The following is an 18,085-nucleotide window of genomic DNA, read 5'->3' on the forward strand; positions in this document are numbered from 1 at the left end:
CCCCTAACCCCTCCCCACCGCAAGCGGGGGGAGGGGGACTGGCGGTGTCGTGCCTTGCATCACTATCCAAGAACCGATGCGCGTCCCTGACCGCCTCGATGATCTTCAGATAACCGGTGCAGCGGCACAGCACGCCGCCGAGAGCATCCAGTGTCTCGCTCTCATCGGGCGTCGGATTGCGCAGAAGCAGATCATAGGCCGCCATCAGCATGCCCGGCGTGCAGATGCCGCACTGGGCCGCGCCATGGGCATGAAAGGCCCGCTGCAAGGCGGCGCCTAGACCGTCGGCTGCCAATCCCTCGACGGTGACGACCTCGCAGCCCGCAACCTGTCCGACCGGCACCAGGCAGGCGCAGGCCTGCGCCTTGTCGATCAGCACGGTGCAGGCGCCGCAATCGCCGGCATCGCAACCGACCTTGGTGCCGGTCGCACCGAGGCTCGTCCGCAGCGCCTCGCTCAGGCGGGTGTCGGGGGCATCGCGCAAGACGACGTCGCAGCCGTTGAGGCTAAAACCGATGGCGTCGTCGGTCGGGGTCTGGGCGACGGCGGAGCGGTCATGCAGGTTCACGCGGCGACCTCCATCTGCGAGGACAGCAGCCCGGCGAGCGCCCGGCGCACCAGCACCAGAGCAGCCTCGCGGCGATAGCCGGCGCTGGCGCGGACATCGTCGATCGGCGACAGTGTGGCGAGATCCTCCGCCGACACGGTTTCGGCGAGGGCAGGCGTTGCAGCCAGCCCGACCAGCCGTTCCTCGAGCCCTGTCAGTCGCTGCGGCACCGCCGAACAGGCCCCGAGCGCGATTGTCACGGAAGCGATCCGTCCGGCCGCGTCGGTCGCGATCACCGCGGCGACGGAGGCGATCGAGATGACGAGATAGGCCCGGGCGCCGAGCTTCAGGAAGGTCGAGCGCGCCGTCTCCGCCTGCGGGGGAACATGGAGCGCAACCAGGATCTCGTCGACGGCGAGCGCGGTGCGGCGGTTGCCGAGCACGAATTCGCCAAGCGGCAGGCGCCGTCGTCCGCGCAGGCTGGCGAGCTCGACCTGCGCATCGAGCGCCAGCAGCGGCGGTACGCCGTCGGCGGCGGGGGAAGCGTTGCAGAGATTGCCGCCGACCGTGCCGCGGTTCTGGATCTGGACGCCACCGACCTGGCGGCTGGCCTGTTTCAGTACCTCGAACGCTGGCGGAAGCGCAGCGCCGGCGATGGCACTCCAAGTCGCGGTCGCGCCGATGCGGGTGCCCTCAGCGCCAGCGATGATCCCGCCGAGTTCGGGCACGGCGCTGAGATCGAGCATGTCGCGGCCGTGGGGTTCGAACCAGGCGGTGCGATGCGTGCGCACCGGATAGACGTCGGTTCCGCCAGCCAGGATCGTCAGATCAGGCGACTCGGCCCGCAGCGCGAGCGCCTCTTCCAGCGTCCGGGGTCGCAGATAGCGCGTCATGGCCAGCTCCCATCCGGTGTGACGGCTTACAAAACCTTGCTGATTATTGTTAGTATACAAACAAGCTGGCGCAAGCGGATTTTGCAGGCAGCCGCTGCTCAATCCAGACGCGCCAAAAGTCCCAGCAGACGCTCCGCCTCTTCCCGCGACAAGGGCGAAAGCGTCGCGGCAGTGATGGCTCGGGCCTTCTCGATCAGGCCGGGGATCGCCGCCAGTCCCTTGGGCGTCAGGCGGACGCGCACGCGGCGCTGGTCGTCGGGATCGGACAGGCGCTCGACCAGACCGCGATCCGCCAGGCGCGAGATGACGCCCTTGATCGTGGCGGGATCCATCGCGGTCATGCGACCGAGCTGGTTTTGCGAAATCTCCTCGCCGCCGCTCAGTTTCGACATTGCGGCGAACTGGGTCGGGGTCGGGCCGTCATCGCCCATGATGCGCTGGAAGATCGCGATATGGCGCTGCTGGGCCCGGCGCATCAGGAAGCCGACCTGCTCGTCGAGGACGTAGCTGTTGGGCGCGGCGACGGCAGGGCCAGCCCTGCGCTGGCGTGGCGAAGCGTCGGTTGCCGGCTCGGCCGCGGCGTCGGTGGCGCTGGTCTCGCTGCTCGTCATGCTCCGCCACCGCCTCCTCGACGACGTCTGCAAGCGGTCGGACTGGGAGGCTACGCCCTGCCTCTTGCCAGCCGCCGCAACGCTGTCCATGATTGTTATTACACACTCAATCGCGGCTTGTCCCCTGGCGTGGGATCGAGCGGGGTTCGGCTACGGAGAACCAGATGGCTCACGACGTTGCGGCAGGCGCCGCCAAGGGCAAGCTGGTCGTCCGCAATATCGGGCTGCTGCTCTCGGGCGATCTCTCCAGCCCGATCCTCGACGCGGATACGATCATCGCCATCGACGGCCGCATCAGCGCGGTCGGCAAGGCCGCCGATCTCGACCTCTCCGGCGCCGACCAGACGATCGACGCGAAAGGCTCGGGCCTGTCACCGGGCCTGATCGACTCGCATTGCCACCCGGTCTTCGGCGACTGGACGCCGCGCCAGAACCAGCTCGGCTGGATCGAGATGGGCGTGAATGGCGGCGTCACCACTCTGGTCTCGGCCGGCGAGGTGCATCTGCCGGGCCGGCCGAAGGATGCCATCGGCGTCAAGGCGCTGGCGGTGACCGCACAACGCTGCTTCCAGAACTTCCGCCCGGCCGGCGCCAAGGTGCTGGCCGGCGCGCCCGTGGCCGAACTCGATTTCGGCCGCGAGGTCTTCGAGGAACTGAAGGCGCTCGGCATCCGCCATATCGGAGAGATCGGGCTCGGCACCGTCGCCAAGGGAGCGGATGCCAAGCGCGTGGCGGACTGGTGCCGCGAGATCGGGCTCGAGACCATCATGCACACGGGCGGCCCCTCGATCGCCGGCTCGCATTTCGTCAACAAGGACGACGTGCTGGAGGCCCAGCCCGATGTCGTCAGCCACATCAATGGCGGGCCGACCTCGATCGCCCATGCCGATATCCGCATCCTCTGCGAGCGGGCGAAGGGCGCGCTCGAGGTTGTCCATAACGGTAACGAGAAATCGGCGCTCGTGGCGCTCGAAGCGGCCCTGGAAGCCGGTCGTCTCGCCGACGTGCTGATCGGCACCGATGCGCCCGCCGGCTCTGGCGTCCAGCCCAACGGCATCCTGCGGATGATCACGCTGCTGGCGAGCCTGGGCAACCTGCCGGCCGAGCAGGCGTTCTGCCTCGCCACCGGCAATGTCGCCCGCAAGCGCTCGCTCGATGCGGGTTTGATCGCCGTGGGCTATCCGGCCGACTTCGTCTTCCTCGACAAACCGCAGCACTCCTCCGGCAAGGATCTGCTCGAAGCCGTGTCGCTCGGCGACATTCCCGGCATCGGCATGGTGGTGATCGACGGGCTGGTGCGGACGGGCCGCTCGCGCTCGACGCCGCCGGCCAACACCGCCCCTGCCATATTGTGACGGGACGAGCCTGATGACCGACCTCATCGAGATCCGCCGCATCCAGACCTCCGTCGAGGAAATCTTCCACGAGTTCGGCCCCTTGCCCGGCCGCACCGAGCGCATCGCGTCAGTCTGCGCGGTGCTGACCAACCCCTATGCCGGCCGCTACGAGCCCGACATCATGCCGATGATGGAGGCCCTGAAGCCGGCGGGGCTGGAGATGGCGACGCGCTGCCTCAACGCGCTCGGCGGCGACCCCGCGACCGTCGAGGGCTATGGCAAGGGCGCGATCATCGGCTCGGCCGGCGAATTGGAGCATGGCGCGCTCTGGCATGTGCCGGGCGGCTACGCCATGCGCGAGATTCTCGGCAACGCCAAAGCGATCGTGCCCTCGACCAAGAAGGTCGCAGGCCCCGGCGCTCGCATCGACATTCCCGTGACCCATGTCAACGCGGCTTACGTCCGCAGCCATTTCGGCGCGGTTGAGATCGGTGTGCCGGGCTCGCCCCAGGCCGACGAGATGGTGCTGATCCTGGTGATGACCACGGGCGCGCGCATCCATGAGCGCGTCGGCGGCCTGCGCGCCGACCAGATCAGCGTCTGGGACGGCCAGCGGTGATGGGCGTCGTCATTCTCGGGCGGAGCGTAGCGCAGACCCGAGAATCGCTTGCAGGAGATGCTCGGGTCAAGCCCGAGCATGACGTGCTTCTCGACCCTCTTCATTGACGCCGGAGCCCACGATGCCCGCCAACATCCGCAAGATCCTGACGCAGGTCGATGAAACCCTTGTCGAATCCGGCAAGACGATTGCGCCGCCGACGCGCCGCGCAGTGTCTGTCGCCGTCATCGCTAACCCCTTCGCCGGGCGCTATCAGGAAGACCTCTCGGAGCTGACCGAGATCGGCGTCGAGCTCGGCGATCTCCTGACCAGGCGCTGCCTCGCGGCGCTGGGCATCGAGCCCGGGCAGGCCGAGAGCTTCGGCAAGGCCGCGATCGTCGGCGAGGGGGGCGAGCTCGAACATGCCGCCGCGATCCTGCATCCCAAGCTCGGCACGCCCGTACGCGCCGCGCTCGGCAAGGGGCCGGCGCTGATCCCGTCCGCCAAGAAGCGCGGCGGGCTCGGCACGCCGATCGACGTGCCACTCGGTCACAAGGACGCAGCCTTCGTGCGCTCGCATTTCGATGCGGTCGAGGTGCGAGTGACCGACGCGCCGCGCGCGGGCGAAATCCTGGTCGCGATCGCGGTGACCGATTCAGGCCGGCCTTTGCCGCGCATCGGCGGGCTGACCAAGGACCAGATCAAGGGCGAGGACGGGCTGCGCTAGAGCGGTTTTCAGTCGACGTCGTTCATGAACTGGCCGGTGCTGTCGATCGTCAGCGTTCCGGATCCGAGATAGGCGACGGACCGCCACCAGGCGTCGAGGGACTGGACCTTCTTGAAATAGAGGTCGAGTACGGTGAACTGGCTGACCGTCGGCCAATCATTACTGCCTGTGCGGTAGCGGTCGGGGGTCACATCATCGACGCCATTGGACGAGTTGCGCTCGAAGCGGCGGACTCGGAAGCCGGTCGGCACGATGATGTTGGCGATGTGGGTGAACAGTGGACCCTGCTGCCAGAGCACAAAGCCGACCTGAACCCCGTCCAGCATCGCCGGGCTCTCGTCGAAGACAAAGTTGGCTGCCGCGCCGCAAAGCCCGTTCGGGTTGCTCTGCTCGCCGAAATAGCGGAAGCGGTCGATGTTCGTTCCGGCAGGCTCGGTCCGCCGTGGAATCATTTCCGTATTGAACCACTCGATGAGCCCCTGCTTGTCGTATTTCTTCTCCCGGGGGCGGCTAACGATCGGCGGAGCGGCCGCGACCGGCACGTAGAGCGTTTCGCCGCCGCTGAAGCGATAATTGCCGCCCGGGGTCAGCGAGGTGCATTTCAGCAGCGTGCGAAGGTAGTAGTTCAGCACTTTCGGCCATCTGTTGCGCAGCGCCGGATCCGCGATGTCTATGCCGAAATTGAACATCACGAATGCTCCGAAGGGGATCTTCTCGCGGGCGCACAGCGTCTCGAAAGAGTCCGTCCTGGTAACCATCACGCCGCGCTTGTCGGACGTGGCCGGTGGCCAGGAGGCAGGCTTCAGGCCTGCGGAAGCCGGGTTCATTTCGAGTGCAGCAACCATCGGTATTTCCCCCTCGTTGGCAAACCGTCGAGAAGGAGAGTGGTCCTTTCGATCGCTGCAGACTGTTCCTGAAGGAACAAGCAATCGTAGGCTCACTGAGCGTCGAGCCAGGCCATCCGGCGCGTGCGACATCCGCAAAAGAGAGAGTTCATCGTGCTCCCATCGCTGCGCTGAATGCGTGTGGCGATGAAAAGCGCGTCGGCACGAAACCCGAGGGCAGGTTGAGGAGACTACCCCGCGAGGCATGATCGCTGCGCGAAACGGAGTCCCCCTGATGACATTCACGCTCACCGGCTTCCATCAGGGGAACTTCCTGAACGCAGCCGACCCCGAGACGCGCAATGGCGTCTGCGTCGCGCTCTGCGACCTCTGGCTGGAATCCCTGTTTCTGGCTCCTGGGGCGGCTCCGCGCAATCGGCTGCAGGCGCTCGCAGTCGATTTCGGCCGGGCCGAGAACCACCAGCGCCGCTACGGTAAGCTGCGCAAGGTGCTCGGCCGCGACGATGCGCGCCGCCATATGGGCGCGCGCGTCGGCATCGACTTCGACGAGCAGACCTTTGTCGACATGAAGCTGCATGCCGGCCGCAGCGGCATGATCCAGAAGATGTCAGACGACCTGCGCGCGCCGGGGGCCGCGGCGACATGGTCGATGCGCTTCGCCGGCGGCGGCGGGCACGCCATCGCCGGGTTCAACCGGATAGAGCCGCAGCCCTACGGCTTCGACCAGAAGATCCACGTCTTCGATCCGAATATCGGCGAATATGTCGGGACCTATGGCTGTTGCGCCGAGATCGTCGACGACCTCATGCGCAAGATCCCGCTCTACGCCACCACAACGATTTTCCACCGCACGACGGCGGCCGCCGACCGTTAGGCCCAGGCCGCTATCGTCAGATCAGCCGCCGAGCGACATCGTCAGCGGCGGCTTCACCTCGGGCGGAAGCGGCGAGGTGTAGCCCTCCGCGCCGAGCTTCTTCTTGTGGTCGGCCTTGGCGGCCGCCATCAGCGCGGGATCGAGCAGGACCGCGGCCCCGGTCGCGGCCATCGCCTTGGCGACATGGACCATCGCCTTGTGTGCGGCCGGTGTCTTGCCCTGGGCGACGACCTGCCAGGTGTGGAACGGCGTGCCGATCGCGACCGTCGGCGCGTGGGCCTGCACGGTCGGGACCGCCCAGCTGACATCGCCGATATCGGTCGAGCCGATCGCAGGGTTGCGCTTGGCGTCGAGCGGGACGAGGAAATCGGCCAGCGGCGCGCCGGAATCCTCCATGCCGATCGTGCGCCAGATCGAGGCGATCTCCTGCGGCTGCAGCGTCTTGCGGATGTCTTGTGCGAAGGCGCGGTCGGCGTCGTCGAAATGCGGCGGGCCGAGCTCTTCCATGACGCCATGCAGGGCCTGCTCCAGCGGCGTGTTGCCGAGCAGGTCGGAGACCGCGCTGACGATCCGCATTTCCATCTTGGTTTCGGTCATCAGCGCCGCGCCTTCGGCGATCTTCTTCACGCGCTGCACGAGTTCGAGCATGCCGCGCAGGTCGCGGGCACGAATCGAGTAGCGGACGCGCGCATGGGCCTGGACGACGTTGGGCGCGATGCCGCCGGTGTCGAGCACGGCGTAGTGTACGCGGGCATCGCTGGGCATATGCTCGCGCATGTAGTTGACGCCGACATTCATCAGCTCGACCGCATCGAGCGCGCTGCGGCCGAGATGGGGCGCGGCGGCGGCATGCGCGGTGCGGCCGGTGAAGACGAAATCGGCGCGGGTGTTGGCGAGCGCCAGCGGCGGCGCCACCTCCCAGAAGCTCGATGGGTGCCAGGAGATCGCGACATCGACGTCGTCGAAGGCGCCGGCGCGGACCATGAAGGCCTTGGCCGCGCCGCCTTCTTCGGCCGGGCAGCCATAATAGCGCACACGGCCGGGCAGCTTGTTCTCGGCGAGCCACTCCTTCATCGCCACGGCGGCGAGCATGGCCGCCGAGCCCAGCAGATTGTGGCCGCAGCCATGTCCGTGGCCGCCGGTCTCGACCGGGCTGTGACTCGCGACGCCGGCCTCTTGGGACAGGCCGGGCAGGGCGTCGTACTCGCCCATGAACGCGATCACGGGGCCACCTTCGCCGGCTTCGCCGATCACGGAGGTCGGGATGTCGGCGATGCCCTTGGTGACGCGGAAGCCCTGATGGGCGAGTTCGGCCTCATGCTCGGCGCTGGAACGCGTTTCGGTGTAGCAGACCTCGGGCATGCCCCAGACCCGTTCGCTCAGCGCGATCAGGCGCTCCTTGTTGGCATCGACGTGGCGCCAGAGATCGTTTCGGTTGTCCATGATGGTCCTGCCTTGGTCAGGCCGGCATATGACCAATCGTGCCCTGTCCAGTCCAGCCGCCACACGCATGGCCGGGACGATTTCAGGGCGGTCTCTCGCAATGGAAGTGGCGGCCTGTTCAGCAGCACGCTCCGGCCGGGGCAGGCGACGCTGCGAGATCACTCAGGATCGGACAATCGGGCCGGCCGTCGCCATGGCAGTGCTCGGCGAGATGACGCAGCGTGTCCGCCATCGCCTGCAGTTCGGCCGCCTTGGCCTCGAGATCGCCGACATGCGCCATGGCGAGTTGCTTCACATCGGCGCTGGCCCGGCTCTTGTCGCGCCACAGCGCCAGCAGCGCCCGCGTTTCCTCCAGCGAAAAGCCGAGATGGCGCGAGCGCCGGACGAAACGCAGCGTATGCACGTCCTCCGCCTCGTAGACGCGGTACTGAGCCTGCGTCCGCTGCGCGGCCTCGATCAGGCCGATGCTCTCATAGTAGCGGATCATCTTGGCGCTGACGCCGGAGCGCTTCGCCGCTTCGCCGATGTTCATGCCTGCCCCTCCGGCCCCATTCAGCCCGGCGGATGCTTGTGGATCGGATCGACCCAATAGACCGACTCGGGAGCCTCGACCGGATCGACATCCGTGATGTTGACCACCACCGCCTCATTGTCGGATCGCACCAGCACGCATTCGAGCGGATTGTCCGGGTCGGCGTTGATCTCCTGATGCGGAACGTAGGGCGGCACGTAGATGAAGTCGCCCGGGCCGGCCTCGGCGACAAATTCGAGCCGCTCGCCCCAGCGCATCCGCGCCTTGCCGCGCACGACATAGATCACGCTTTCCAGTTCGCCGTGATGGTGGACCCCCGTCTTGGCGTTGGGCTGGATCGAGACCGTGCCGGCCCAAATCTTCTGCGCGCCGACGCGGGCGTGGTTGATCGCCGCCTGCCGGAACATGCCGGGCGTCTGCGCCGTGTTGGAATCGAGCTTGTCGCCGGTGACGACGCGCACGCCGTCATGCTTCCAGCGCGGCTCATCGGCATGGCCGTGGTGGTGATCGTGGGCATGCGGTTCGTCATGCGAATGGTCGTGTTCGTGGTCGGCCATCATGTGCTCCTGTGGGCGCAGGTTAGACCAGGACGGCATCCACCGAAACCGCCTTCGTCGACGGCGCCTCTGCAGCGGGATCAGCCGAGGCAATGCCGTCGCTCCGGGCCTCCGGACTTCGCTGATTCCCCACGCGATGCGGTCAGGCAGAGGCGCGAGGGCGACGCGCAGGCGCGGCTGAAACCACGCCGCGGCCTTCGAGAACGCGACTCGGCCGGGACGAGAAGACGGCGCCCGGGGCAAAGGGGCAAGTGCGCTTTGCGTGGAACTGCCCAGCCATCCGCCCGTTGGTATCCGAGCTTCAATATCGAGGGCGGACATCAAGTGGCGACATATGAGGAGCAGCTGTCCGGTGTCACGGACAGCGAGCGCACCAGGACCATAAAGCCACGATCTGGCCCTCGGATTTATTATCTGCACCCGCGTCTGGGAGGCGCCGGCCATGCTTGGGGCGATGATGTTCGTCGCGCGGCGGAGCTGGGTTTCACGCACATCTTGCTGGCGTGGCCGTTTTCCATAACTCGCGACATGTTCCTGACCCATGACGTTGCCAGCGTCGACGGGCAAGACGCAGCAACGCTTATTCGGGATCTGGCGGATGCCTGCCGCAACGCCGGGCTCCAGCTCTGGATCGATCTGGCGGTGGGGCGGGCAGACGCCGGCGGTCCGCTGGCGGCGCAATTGCCCGGCTGCTGGATCGAGCACAGACGAGACGCGCTCGACCCCCGTGAAATCCTGTCCACCAAAGAGGTCGCAGCCGCGTTCGGTGATGGAGAAGCCTGCCGGCGCCTGATCCCGTTCTGGCAGGACCAGCTCCTGGAATGGCAGGATCTCGGCATCTCCGGTGTCCGCTGTCACGCAGCGCAGGCGGTATCGCTCGAGATCTGGCGGCAGATCCTGGCGCCTGCTCGGCAGGCCGATCCGCGTTTCCAGGCATGGGCATGGATGCCGGGTGCGCCGCGTCAGGAGCGGATCGCGGCCGGAGGCGTCTTCGATTTCGTGCCCTCTTCGGTCGCCTGGTGGGGTGGGCGCGAGCCCTGGCTCATCGAGGAGTACAACGCAGTGGCTCCGTCTGCGGGGCTCATCGGATGTCCCGAGGATCCGTTCTCAGCGCGGCGTCCCGCGATGTCGGCCGTGAGCCCAACCAGGAACCGCCAGCGCGCCCTGATGGATGCGGCTTTGCTCGCTGATGGCTGGCTCATGCCGATGGGCTACGAGTTTGGAATGGAGGTGCCTTTCCTCCACGCTGAGGCCGAGGATTTCGGGGAGGCTTCGCGCGGGGGCACCGATCTTCAGGAGGCCGTGATCGAGGCCAACCGGGCGTTGGCCTCCATTCCGGCGGGCCCCGGTGGATCGATGCGGGCGCTCGAACTCGGGCAGGATCTCGACATCATCCTGCGAAGCCATGCTTCAGCGCGCCAACTCGTCCTGTTGAACCAGGACCTCGTCAGCGCCGTGGCTCCCGATGTCGCGCTTGCGACAGCGCGGCTCGGCGTGGAGCCGGTTGAGGACGCGAGCCTCGAACTCCCCCCGGCCGAGGGAAGAGTCATCTCCCTGAAAGATCGCTTGGCGGTCACGGCTGCCGCCCCGGCCACACTGGACGATAGTGGGCGGCTGGAGTCCCAACGCATCGCGATCGAGGCTGTGAGCCCCGTCGTCGATGACGGCCGCTTTCCGGTGAAGCGCAGCGTTGGCGATCTCGTCGAGGTCACGGCCGACATCTTCAGCGACGGCCACGAGGTGCTGGCAGCCGAGCTTCTCTGGCAGGCCGGGGACGAGACGGCCTGGTCGCGCGCTCCGATGCGCTTCGTCGTCAACGATCGCTGGCACGGCCACTTTCCGCTGTTGCGGATGGGGCGCCATCGCTTCGCGGTCGAGGCCTGGTGGAGCGAGTTCGGCACCTTCCGTCGCGATCTGGTCAAGAAGCGCGATGCGGGGCTGGATATCGCGCTGGAGGTCAGGGAAGGCCGCCTGATCCTGGAGACATTCATCGGCACTGCGGCTCCTGAGGACCGCGCGGTGATCGAGGATCACCTGCGGCGCCTGGGAGCGTCGCAGTCCGAGGACGCGTCGGTGCTGCTGGCCGAGCCGCTCGATGCGGCGATGACGCGCGCCGATCCCAAGCCGCATGCGACGGGCGCCGACATGACCTTCCCGGTCGAGGCCGACCGCGAGGCGGCCGCGTTTTCGAGCTGGTACGAGCTGTTCCCGCGCTCGATCACCGACACCCCCGCGCGTCACGGAACCTTTCGGGACGTCATCGGCCGTCTGCCCGCCGTCAAGGCGATGGGCTTCGACGTGCTTTATTTCCCGCCGATCCACCCGATCGGCAAGACCAACCGCAAGGGCCGCAACAACACGCTGACGCCGTCATCCACAGATCCGGGCAGCCCCTATGCGATCGGCTCCGGCGATGGCGGGCATGACGCGATCCATCCCGAACTCGGCAGCCGCGAGGATTTCCGCGCGCTGGTGCGCCAAGCTGCGGACCATGGCCTCGAGATCGCGCTCGACTTCGCGATCCAGTGCTCGCCCGACCATCCCTGGCTGACGCAGCATCCGGGCTGGTTCCAGTGGCGGCCCGACGGTTCGATGCGCTACGCCGAGAACCCGCCGAAGAAGTACCAGGACATCGTCAATGTCGACTTCTACGCCGGCGATGCGGTTCCTGAGCTTTGGGTCGCCTTGCGCGACGTCGTCCAGGGCTGGGTCGACGAGGGCGTGCGGATCTTCCGCGTCGACAACCCGCATACCAAGCCCTTCCCGTTCTGGGAGTGGCTAATCGCCGATATCCGCTCGCGTGATCCTGGGGTGCTCTTCCTGGCCGAGGCCTTCACCCGACCCAAGGTGATGTACCGGCTCGGCAAGGTCGGCTTCTCGCAGTCCTACACCTACTTCACCTGGCGCAACACCAAGGCGGAACTGACGGCGTATCTGACGGAGCTCAACCAGGCGCCGGCAAGCGATGTCTTCCGTCCGCATTTCTTCGTCAACACGCCCGACATCAATCCGGCCTTCCTGCATCAGTCCGGGCGGCCGGGCTTCCTGATCCGGGCGGCGCTGGCGGCGACGCTGTCTGGCCTCTGGGGCGTCTATTCCGGCTTCGAACTCTGCGAGTCCGCCGCAATTCCCGGCAAGGAAGAGTATCTCGACAGCGAGAAATACGAGATCAGGCCGCGCGACTGGCAGGCGCCCGGCAACATCATCGCCGAGATCACGCGGCTCAACCTGATCCGGCGCAGCCATCGCGCGCTGCAGAGCCATCTCGGCCTGACCTTCTATAACGCCTTCAACGACAACATTCTCTATTTCGGCAAGCGGGCGCCGGGGCGCGGCGAGATCATTCTCGTGGCCGTCAATCTCGATCCCTTCAACGCGCACAGCGCGGCGGTCGAGGTCCCGCTCTGGGAGTTCGGGCTGGCCGACGACGCCGCCGTCGAGGTCGAGGACCTGATGCGCGGCCATCGCTTCAGCTGGCACGGCAAGACGCAGACCATCCATCTCGACCCCTCCGACACTCCCTTCTCGATCTGGCGCCTCAGCGCGCCTGAAAGTGCCTCCCTATGACTGCGACCGACGGCATCGTCGAAACCGAAGCCCTTGCGAGCGATCCGCAATGGTACAAGGACGCCATTATCTACCAGCTGCATGTGAAGTCGTTCTTCGATGCGAACGGAGATGGCATCGGCGATTTTCCGGGCCTGATCGCCAAGCTCGATTATATCGTCGGGCTCGGCGTCAATGTGGTCTGGCTCCTGCCGTTCTATCCGTCGCCGCGGCTCGACGACGGCTACGACATCTCGGAATACAAGGGCGTGCACCCCGATTACGGCACGGCCGCCGATGTGAAGCGCTTCATCCGGGCCGCCCATGAGCGCGGCCTGCGCGTCATCACCGAGCTCGTTATCAACCACACCTCCGACCAGCACCCCTGGTTTCAGCGTGCCCGGGTGGCGAAGCCCGGCTCGCCGCATCGCAACTTCTATGTCTGGTCCGACAACAACCAGCTCTATTCCGGCACGCGCATCATCTTCCTCGACACCGAGCGCTCGAACTGGACCTGGGACGAGACGGCCGGCGCCTATTTCTGGCATCGCTTCTACTCGCACCAGCCCGACCTCAACTTCGACAACCCCGCCGTCCTGAAGGCCGTGCTCGGCGTGATGCGCTTCTGGCTCGATCTCGGCGTCGACGGGCTGCGGCTCGATGCGGTGCCCTATCTGATCGAGCGGGACGGCACCTCGAATGAAAACCTCCCCGAGACCCACGACGTCCTGAAGAAGATCCGGGCGGAACTTGACGCCTCGTTTCCCGACCGGATGCTGCTGGCCGAAGCGAATATGTGGCCGGAGGACACGCAGGCCTATTTCGGCGACGGCGACGAGTGCCACATGGCCTTCCACTTCCCGCTGATGCCGCGGATGTACATGGCGATCGCGCAGGAAGACCGCTTCCCAATCACCGACATCATGCGCCAGACGCCGGACATTCCAGAGGCGTGCCAGTGGGCGATCTTCCTGCGCAACCACGACGAGCTGACGCTCGAGATGGTGACCGACAAGGAGCGGGACTACCTCTGGAATTTCTACGCCACCGACAAGCGCGCGCGCATCAATCTCGGCATCCGCCGCCGCCTCGCGCCGCTGCTGGAGCGCGACCGGCGGCGCATCGAGCTGATGAACAGCCTGCTGCTCTCGATGCCCGGCACGCCGGTGATCTATTACGGCGACGAGCTCGGCATGGGCGACAACATCTTCCTGGGAGATCGCGACGGCGTGCGCACGCCGATGCAATGGTCGCCCGATCGCAATGGCGGCTTCTCGAAGGCCGATCCGGCCAGCCTTGTCCTGCCGCCGGTGATGGACCCGCTCTACGGTTTCGACGCCGTCAATGTCGAGGCGCAGACTCGCGACCCGCATTCCCTGCTGAACTGGACGCGGCGCATCTTGGCGGCGCGAAAGGAGCACAAGGCCTTCGGCCGCGGGACCCTGCGCTTCCTTTATCCGAAGAACCGCAAGGCCTTCGCCTATCTGCGCGAATATGAGGGCGAGACCATCCTTTGCGTCGCCAACCTGTCGCGCTCCGCCCAGGCCTTCGAACTCGATCTCTCGGAATTCGCCGGCCGCCACCCGGTGGAGATGCTCGGCAACTCCATCTTCCCGGCCATCGGACAGCTGACCTATCTGATGACGCTGCCGCCCTACGGCTTCTACTGGTTCGTTCTCGCGGAGGACGCCAAGGCTCCGTCCTGGCTGGCGCAGACCCCCGAGCCGATGCCCGACTATACGACCTTCGTGCTCAAGGGCAGCGCGGACGAGATGATCACGCCGCAATCGCGCCGCGAGTTCGAGACCTCCATCCTGCCGTCCTATCTTTCCAAGCGCCGCTGGTTTGCCGCCAAGGATCAAAAACTCGAAAGCGCCCGCATCGCCTACACCGCGCGGATCGGCAGTGGGCGTGAGGCTGCGCTGATGGCGGTGGAAGCGACCCATGCCGGCGGCACCGAGCGTTACCTCCTGCCGCTGGGCATCGGCTGGGATGATGAGGTCGTCGCCGCACTTCCCCAGCAGCTCGCACTCGCCCGGGTCAGGCGCGGTCGCCGCACCGGGTTCCTGACCGACGCCTTTGCGCTGCCGGGCTTCATCCATGAATTGCTTGCACTGCTGAAGGCAGGCGCCTCGATCAAGAGCGCGGTGGGGGAAGTCTTCTTCAGGCCGACGGCTGCCTTCGCAGAGATCGAGGTGAAGCCTGAGGATCCGGTCCGCTGGCTCTCGGCCGAACAGTCCAACTCTTCGGTCATCATCGATCACAAGGTGATGCTCAAGCTGTTTAGGCGACTCGCGCCTGGTCAGCACCCGGAAGCCGAAATGTCGCGCATGCTGACGCAGCGCGGATTCCGAAACGCGCCCGCGCTGCTCGGCGAGATCGTCCATGTCCCGGCCGAGGGCGAGCAGGAGGTCATGGCCGTGATCCAGGCCTTCATCCCCGGCGAAGGCGATGCCTGGGAATGGACCGCCGCCTATCTCGGCCGCGTCGTCGACGAGATGTCGCGCGAGGACGCCGATCTGGAAAACCAGCTGGCGACATATGAGACATTCGCGCGGACACTGGGCCAACGTCTCGGCGAGATGCATCTCGTGCTGGCGCAGCCCAGCGAGGATGAGGCGTTCGCACCCACGCCCGCAGACGACGAGCAGGTCCAGCGCTGGCTGGCCCGCATTCGCGGCCGGGTCGAGGTGGCCTGCGAGAACCTGAGCAGCCGCAGGGATACTCTCGCCGAGGCGGAGCAGGCGCTGGCCGACAGCGTGCTGCGGCGCCGGAAACCTTTGCTTGAGCTCATCGAGCGGCTGTGCCGCGCCGGCGAGGGCGCGCTGCTGCACCGGATTCACGGCGACTTCCACCTCGGGCAGGTCCTGGTGGCGAGCGGCGACGTGATGATCATCGACTTCGAGGGCGAACCCGCCCAGCCGCTATCCGAGCGCCGCGCCAAGGACAGCGGCTGGCGCGACGTGGCCGGCATCCTGCGGTCGATCGACTATGCGCTCGCGGCGGGGCGGCGCTCCGGCGCGGCGATTGTCCAGGAACAGCGCTACGACAGCATGGCGGAGGCTTTCCGGGCGACGATGCCGAAGGCTTTCCTCGACGCCTATCGCGAGGCGACGAACGCCACCGGCAGCGAGCCGGTCGAAGGCGCAGACCCCGACGGCACAGTCGAAGCCGGCCTTCTCGATCTCTTCATGCTCGAAAAGGCGGCCTACGAGGTCAATTACGAGGTCAGCAACCGGCCTGAATGGCTCGTCGTGCCCTTGCGCGGCCTGACGGAGCTGATGGACCAGCTGTTGCCGCAAGAGGCACAGGATGATTGAGACGACCGACCACATTCCACCCCTGGACACCTCCACGGCTGTCGCTCTCGCATCGGGCCGGCTCGGCGATGCGTCGTCGGTGCTGGGGCCGCAGCAGGCTCCCGGCGGGCGCTACCTCCGGGCGTTCCTGCCCGGAGCGCTCGCCGTCTCGGTGCAGCAGGAGGGTAAAGACTCCGTGCCATTGCACGTCGCGGAGCCGGAGGGCCTGTTCGTCGGGCCTCTGTCGGACGGGCCCTATCTCCTGGAGATCACCTGGCCAGGCGGGGCGCAGATCACCGAGGATCCTTACGCGTACGGGCCACTGCTCGGAGATCTGGACCTCCATCTGATCGGCGAGGGGCGTCATCTCGAACTCTCGCGTGCCTTGGGCGCCAACCTCGCGACGATCGACGGCGTGCACGGGGTCCGCTTCGCGGTCTGGGCCCCCAATGCGCGGCGGGTCTCCGTCGTCGGGACCTTCAACTCCTGGGACGGCCGGCGGCACATGATGCATCGGCGCGGCGACAGCGGCGTCTGGGAACTGTTCGTGCCGCGCCTCGGCAGCGGCGAGTTCTACAAATACGAGATCGTCGATCGCGACGGCCATCTCCTGCCTCAAAAGGCCGATCCGCTGGCCAGGGCGGCCCAGCTGCCGCCCGGAACGGCCTCGATCGTCCCGCGCCAGGCCTCGCATGTCTGGGGCGATGACGTCTGGATGGGCGCACGCGCCGACAGGCAAGGACCTGCCACGCCGATCTCGATCTATGAACTGCATCCCGGCTCCTGGGTGCGCGGGCCGGGCGGCGACATGCTCGACTGGCGCGGCCTGGCCGACCGGCTGGTGCCCTATGCCAAAGCGATGGGGTTCACCCATGTCGAACTCCTGCCGGTGGCGGAGCATCCCTTCACCGGCTCATGGGGCTATCAGCCGCTCGGCTTGTTCGCGCCGACGCGCCGCTTCGGCGAGCCCGAGGACTTCGCCCTCTTCGTCGAGGCCTGCCATGCGGAGGGGATCGGCGTCATCGTGGACTGGGTTCCCGCCCACTTTCCTTCGGACGCCCACGGCCTCGCGCGCTTCGACGGCACCGCCTTGTATGAGCACGACGACCCGCGCGAGGGCTTCCACAAGGACTGGAACACCCTGATCTACAATTTCGGCCGGCGCGAGGTGTCCAACTTCCTGATGGCGAGCGCGCTGTACTGGCTGGAGCATTTCCACGTCGACGGCCTGCGCGTCGATGCCGTGGCGTCGATGCTGTACCGGGACTACAGCCGCCATCCCGGCGAGTGGCGCCCCAATATCCATGGTGGCCGCGAAAACCTCGAAGCCGTCGACTTCCTGCGCCATCTCAATGCGGTGATCGCCGAGCGGGTCCCCGGCGCGATCATGATCGCCGAGGAATCGACGGCCTGGCCCGGGGTGACCCGCAGCACGGCCGAAGGCGGGCTCGGTTTTGCCTACAAGTGGAACATGGGCTGGATGCACGACACGCTGCAGTACATGGAGCGCGATCCGCTCTATCGCAGCCACCATCACAGCGAGATGACCTTCGGGATGGCCTACGCCTATTCCGAGCAGTTCATCCTGCCGTTGTCGCATGATGAAGTCGTCCACGGAAAGGGCTCGCTGCTCGGCAAGATGCCGGGCGACAGCTGGACGAAATTCGCCGGCTTGCGCGCCTATTTCGCGTTCATGTGGATGCATCCCGGCAAGAAGCTCCTGTTCATGGGCGGCGAGATCGCTCAAGGACGCGAGTGGAATCATGACGGCGAGATCGATTGGGATCTGCTGTGCGATCCCCTGTATCGCGGCGTCCAGGCTCTGGTCGGCGACCTCAACCGGATCTACCGCGACAGCCGGGCGCTTCATGCCACCGACTCGGTCCCGGGCGGCTTTCGCTGGCTGATCGACAACGATCGCGAGAACGCCGTCTTCGCCTTCCTTCGGCAGGTGGAGGGGGATGCGCCGATGCTGGTGGTGGTCAACATGACCCCGGTTCCGCGCCATAGCTACCGCGTCGGCGTGCCCCATGCCGGCCGCTGGCGCGAGGTGCTCAACAGCGATGCCACGCAGTATGGCGGCTCCGGCGTCGGCAATGGCGGCGGGGTCAACGCCGAGCCCCGACCCTATGGGGAGGAGGCGAACTCCGCCGAGCTGATCCTCCCCCCTCTGGCGGCGCTCGTCTTCAGATATGAGGGCGCCTGATCGAAAAGGCCTGACCAGCCGGACCGCCGATCCGTATGGCCTACGGATCGGTCTCACGGCCTCCGGTCGG

14 protein-coding genes are annotated in these 18,085 nt (G+C 66.7%); 7 read left to right on the forward strand and 7 right to left on the reverse strand.

From position 1 onward, the window contains the following. The 3 genes from AE618_RS02065 to AE618_RS02075 all read right to left on the reverse strand — a co-directional run. A partial coding sequence (locus AE618_RS02065; RefSeq protein ID WP_248310719.1) for a (2Fe-2S)-binding protein occupies window positions 1–568 on the reverse strand: 568 nt, incomplete at its 3' end. Then, window positions 565–1,440, reverse strand: a complete 876-nt coding sequence (locus tag AE618_RS02070; protein WP_054207407.1) for an FAD binding domain-containing protein — start codon at window positions 1,438–1,440, stop codon at window positions 565–567. The genes AE618_RS02065 and AE618_RS02070, both read right to left, overlap by 4 nt. A gap of 98 nt (window positions 1,441–1,538) precedes the next feature. Then, window positions 1,539–2,051: a MarR family winged helix-turn-helix transcriptional regulator gene (locus tag AE618_RS02075; RefSeq protein WP_082364927.1), complete on the reverse strand. Its 513-nt coding sequence runs from the start codon at window positions 2,049–2,051 to the stop codon at window positions 1,539–1,541. Window positions 2,052–2,215: 164 nt separating this feature from the next. On the opposite strand from AE618_RS02075, the gene AE618_RS02080 reads away from it, so the two are divergent. The 3 genes from AE618_RS02080 (at window position 2,216) to AE618_RS02090 (ending at window position 4,713) form a co-directional block, all read left to right on the forward strand. Next, window positions 2,216–3,406: an amidohydrolase family protein gene (locus AE618_RS02080; protein ID WP_054207408.1), complete on the forward strand. Its 1,191-nt coding sequence runs from the start codon at window positions 2,216–2,218 to the stop codon at window positions 3,404–3,406. Window positions 3,407–3,419: 13 nt separating this feature from the next. Continuing rightward, window positions 3,420–4,007 carry an amino acid synthesis family protein gene (locus AE618_RS02085; RefSeq protein ID WP_054207409.1) on the forward strand — a complete coding sequence of 196 codons (588 nt, stop codon included), beginning with the start codon at window positions 3,420–3,422 and terminating at the stop codon, window positions 4,005–4,007. A gap of 121 nt (window positions 4,008–4,128) precedes the next feature. Continuing rightward, window positions 4,129–4,713, forward strand: coding sequence for an amino acid synthesis family protein (locus tag AE618_RS02090; RefSeq protein WP_054207410.1), 585 nt, complete (start codon window positions 4,129–4,131; stop codon window positions 4,711–4,713). An 8-nt stretch (window positions 4,714–4,721) separates the two neighbouring features. Here the strand turns inward: AE618_RS02090 and AE618_RS02095 are convergent, their stop codons facing one another. Then, the gene (locus tag AE618_RS02095) at window positions 4,722–5,642 is read right to left on the reverse strand and encodes a hypothetical protein (protein WP_210166437.1); all 921 of its coding nucleotides are present in this window, start codon (window positions 5,640–5,642) and stop codon (window positions 4,722–4,724) included. Between the two features lie 190 nt (window positions 5,643–5,832). Between AE618_RS02095 and AE618_RS02100 the strand changes: the two genes are divergently transcribed. Beyond that, window positions 5,833–6,432, forward strand: a complete 600-nt coding sequence (locus AE618_RS02100) for a YopT-type cysteine protease domain-containing protein (RefSeq protein WP_197280654.1) — start codon at window positions 5,833–5,835, stop codon at window positions 6,430–6,432. Between the two features lie 21 nt (window positions 6,433–6,453). Here the strand turns inward: AE618_RS02100 and AE618_RS02105 are convergent, their stop codons facing one another. The 3 genes from AE618_RS02105 to AE618_RS02115 all read right to left on the reverse strand — a co-directional run bounded on the left by AE618_RS02105 (window position 6,454) and on the right by AE618_RS02115 (window position 8,964). Further along, complete coding sequence (locus AE618_RS02105) at window positions 6,454–7,875, reverse strand: M20 family metallopeptidase (protein ID WP_054207413.1); 1,422 nt, start codon at window positions 7,873–7,875, stop codon at window positions 6,454–6,456. Window positions 7,876–7,993: 118 nt separating this feature from the next. Continuing rightward, window positions 7,994–8,407 (reverse strand): Cu(I)-responsive transcriptional regulator, encoded by a 414-nt coding sequence (cueR, locus tag AE618_RS02110; protein ID WP_054207414.1) that lies wholly within the window; start codon window positions 8,405–8,407, stop codon window positions 7,994–7,996. A 20-nt stretch (window positions 8,408–8,427) separates the two neighbouring features. Beyond that, the gene (locus tag AE618_RS02115; RefSeq protein ID WP_054207435.1) at window positions 8,428–8,964 is read right to left on the reverse strand and encodes a cupin domain-containing protein; all 537 of its coding nucleotides are present in this window, start codon (window positions 8,962–8,964) and stop codon (window positions 8,428–8,430) included. A 528-nt stretch (window positions 8,965–9,492) separates the two neighbouring features. Between AE618_RS02115 and AE618_RS02120 the strand changes: the two genes are divergently transcribed. The 3 genes from AE618_RS02120 to glgB are packed head-to-tail and all read left to right on the forward strand — an operon-like array spanning window position 9,493 to window position 18,015. Then, complete coding sequence (locus AE618_RS02120; RefSeq protein WP_054207415.1) at window positions 9,493–12,531, forward strand: alpha-1,4-glucan--maltose-1-phosphate maltosyltransferase; 3,039 nt, start codon at window positions 9,493–9,495, stop codon at window positions 12,529–12,531. Beyond that, a complete protein-coding gene (treS, locus tag AE618_RS02125; protein ID WP_054207416.1) occupies window positions 12,528–15,830 on the forward strand; it encodes a maltose alpha-D-glucosyltransferase in 3,303 nt (1,100 codons plus the stop codon). The genes AE618_RS02120 and treS overlap by 4 nt, the downstream gene beginning before the upstream one ends. Next, on the forward strand, window positions 15,823–18,015 hold the full coding sequence (gene glgB / locus AE618_RS02130; protein ID WP_054207417.1) for a 1,4-alpha-glucan branching protein GlgB: 2,193 nt from the start codon (window positions 15,823–15,825) through the stop codon (window positions 18,013–18,015). Before treS ends, glgB begins: the two co-directional genes overlap by 8 nt. The last annotated feature ends 70 nt before the right edge of the window (window positions 18,016–18,085 follow it).

The sequence above is a fragment of the Allobosea vaviloviae genome, assembly GCF_001298265.1.
In the GTDB taxonomy this organism is placed as follows: Bacteria; Pseudomonadota; Alphaproteobacteria; order Rhizobiales; family Beijerinckiaceae; genus Allobosea; species Allobosea vaviloviae_B.

Coding starts and splice junctions, on each gene's coding strand:
- AE618_RS02070 (WP_054207407.1), bottom strand. CDS start 1,440: ATGACGCGCTATCTGCGACCCCGGACGCTGGAAGAGGCGCTCGCGCTG.
- AE618_RS02075 (WP_082364927.1), bottom strand. CDS start 2,051: ATGACGAGCAGCGAGACCAGCGCCACCGACGCCGCGGCCGAGCCGGCA.
- AE618_RS02080 (WP_054207408.1), top strand. CDS start 2,216: ATGGCTCACGACGTTGCGGCAGGCGCCGCCAAGGGCAAGCTGGTCGTC.
- AE618_RS02085 (WP_054207409.1), top strand. CDS start 3,420: ATGACCGACCTCATCGAGATCCGCCGCATCCAGACCTCCGTCGAGGAA.
- AE618_RS02090 (WP_054207410.1), top strand. CDS start 4,129: ATGCCCGCCAACATCCGCAAGATCCTGACGCAGGTCGATGAAACCCTT.
- AE618_RS02100 (WP_197280654.1), top strand. CDS start 5,833: ATGACATTCACGCTCACCGGCTTCCATCAGGGGAACTTCCTGAACGCA.
- AE618_RS02105 (WP_054207413.1), bottom strand. CDS start 7,875: ATGGACAACCGAAACGATCTCTGGCGCCACGTCGATGCCAACAAGGAG.
- cueR (WP_054207414.1), bottom strand. CDS start 8,407: ATGAACATCGGCGAAGCGGCGAAGCGCTCCGGCGTCAGCGCCAAGATG.
- AE618_RS02115 (WP_054207435.1), bottom strand. CDS start 8,964: ATGGCCGACCACGAACACGACCATTCGCATGACGAACCGCATGCCCAC.
- AE618_RS02120 (WP_054207415.1), top strand. CDS start 9,493: ATGTTCCTGACCCATGACGTTGCCAGCGTCGACGGGCAAGACGCAGCA.
- treS (WP_054207416.1), top strand. CDS start 12,528: ATGACTGCGACCGACGGCATCGTCGAAACCGAAGCCCTTGCGAGCGAT.
- glgB (WP_054207417.1), top strand. CDS start 15,823: ATGATTGAGACGACCGACCACATTCCACCCCTGGACACCTCCACGGCT.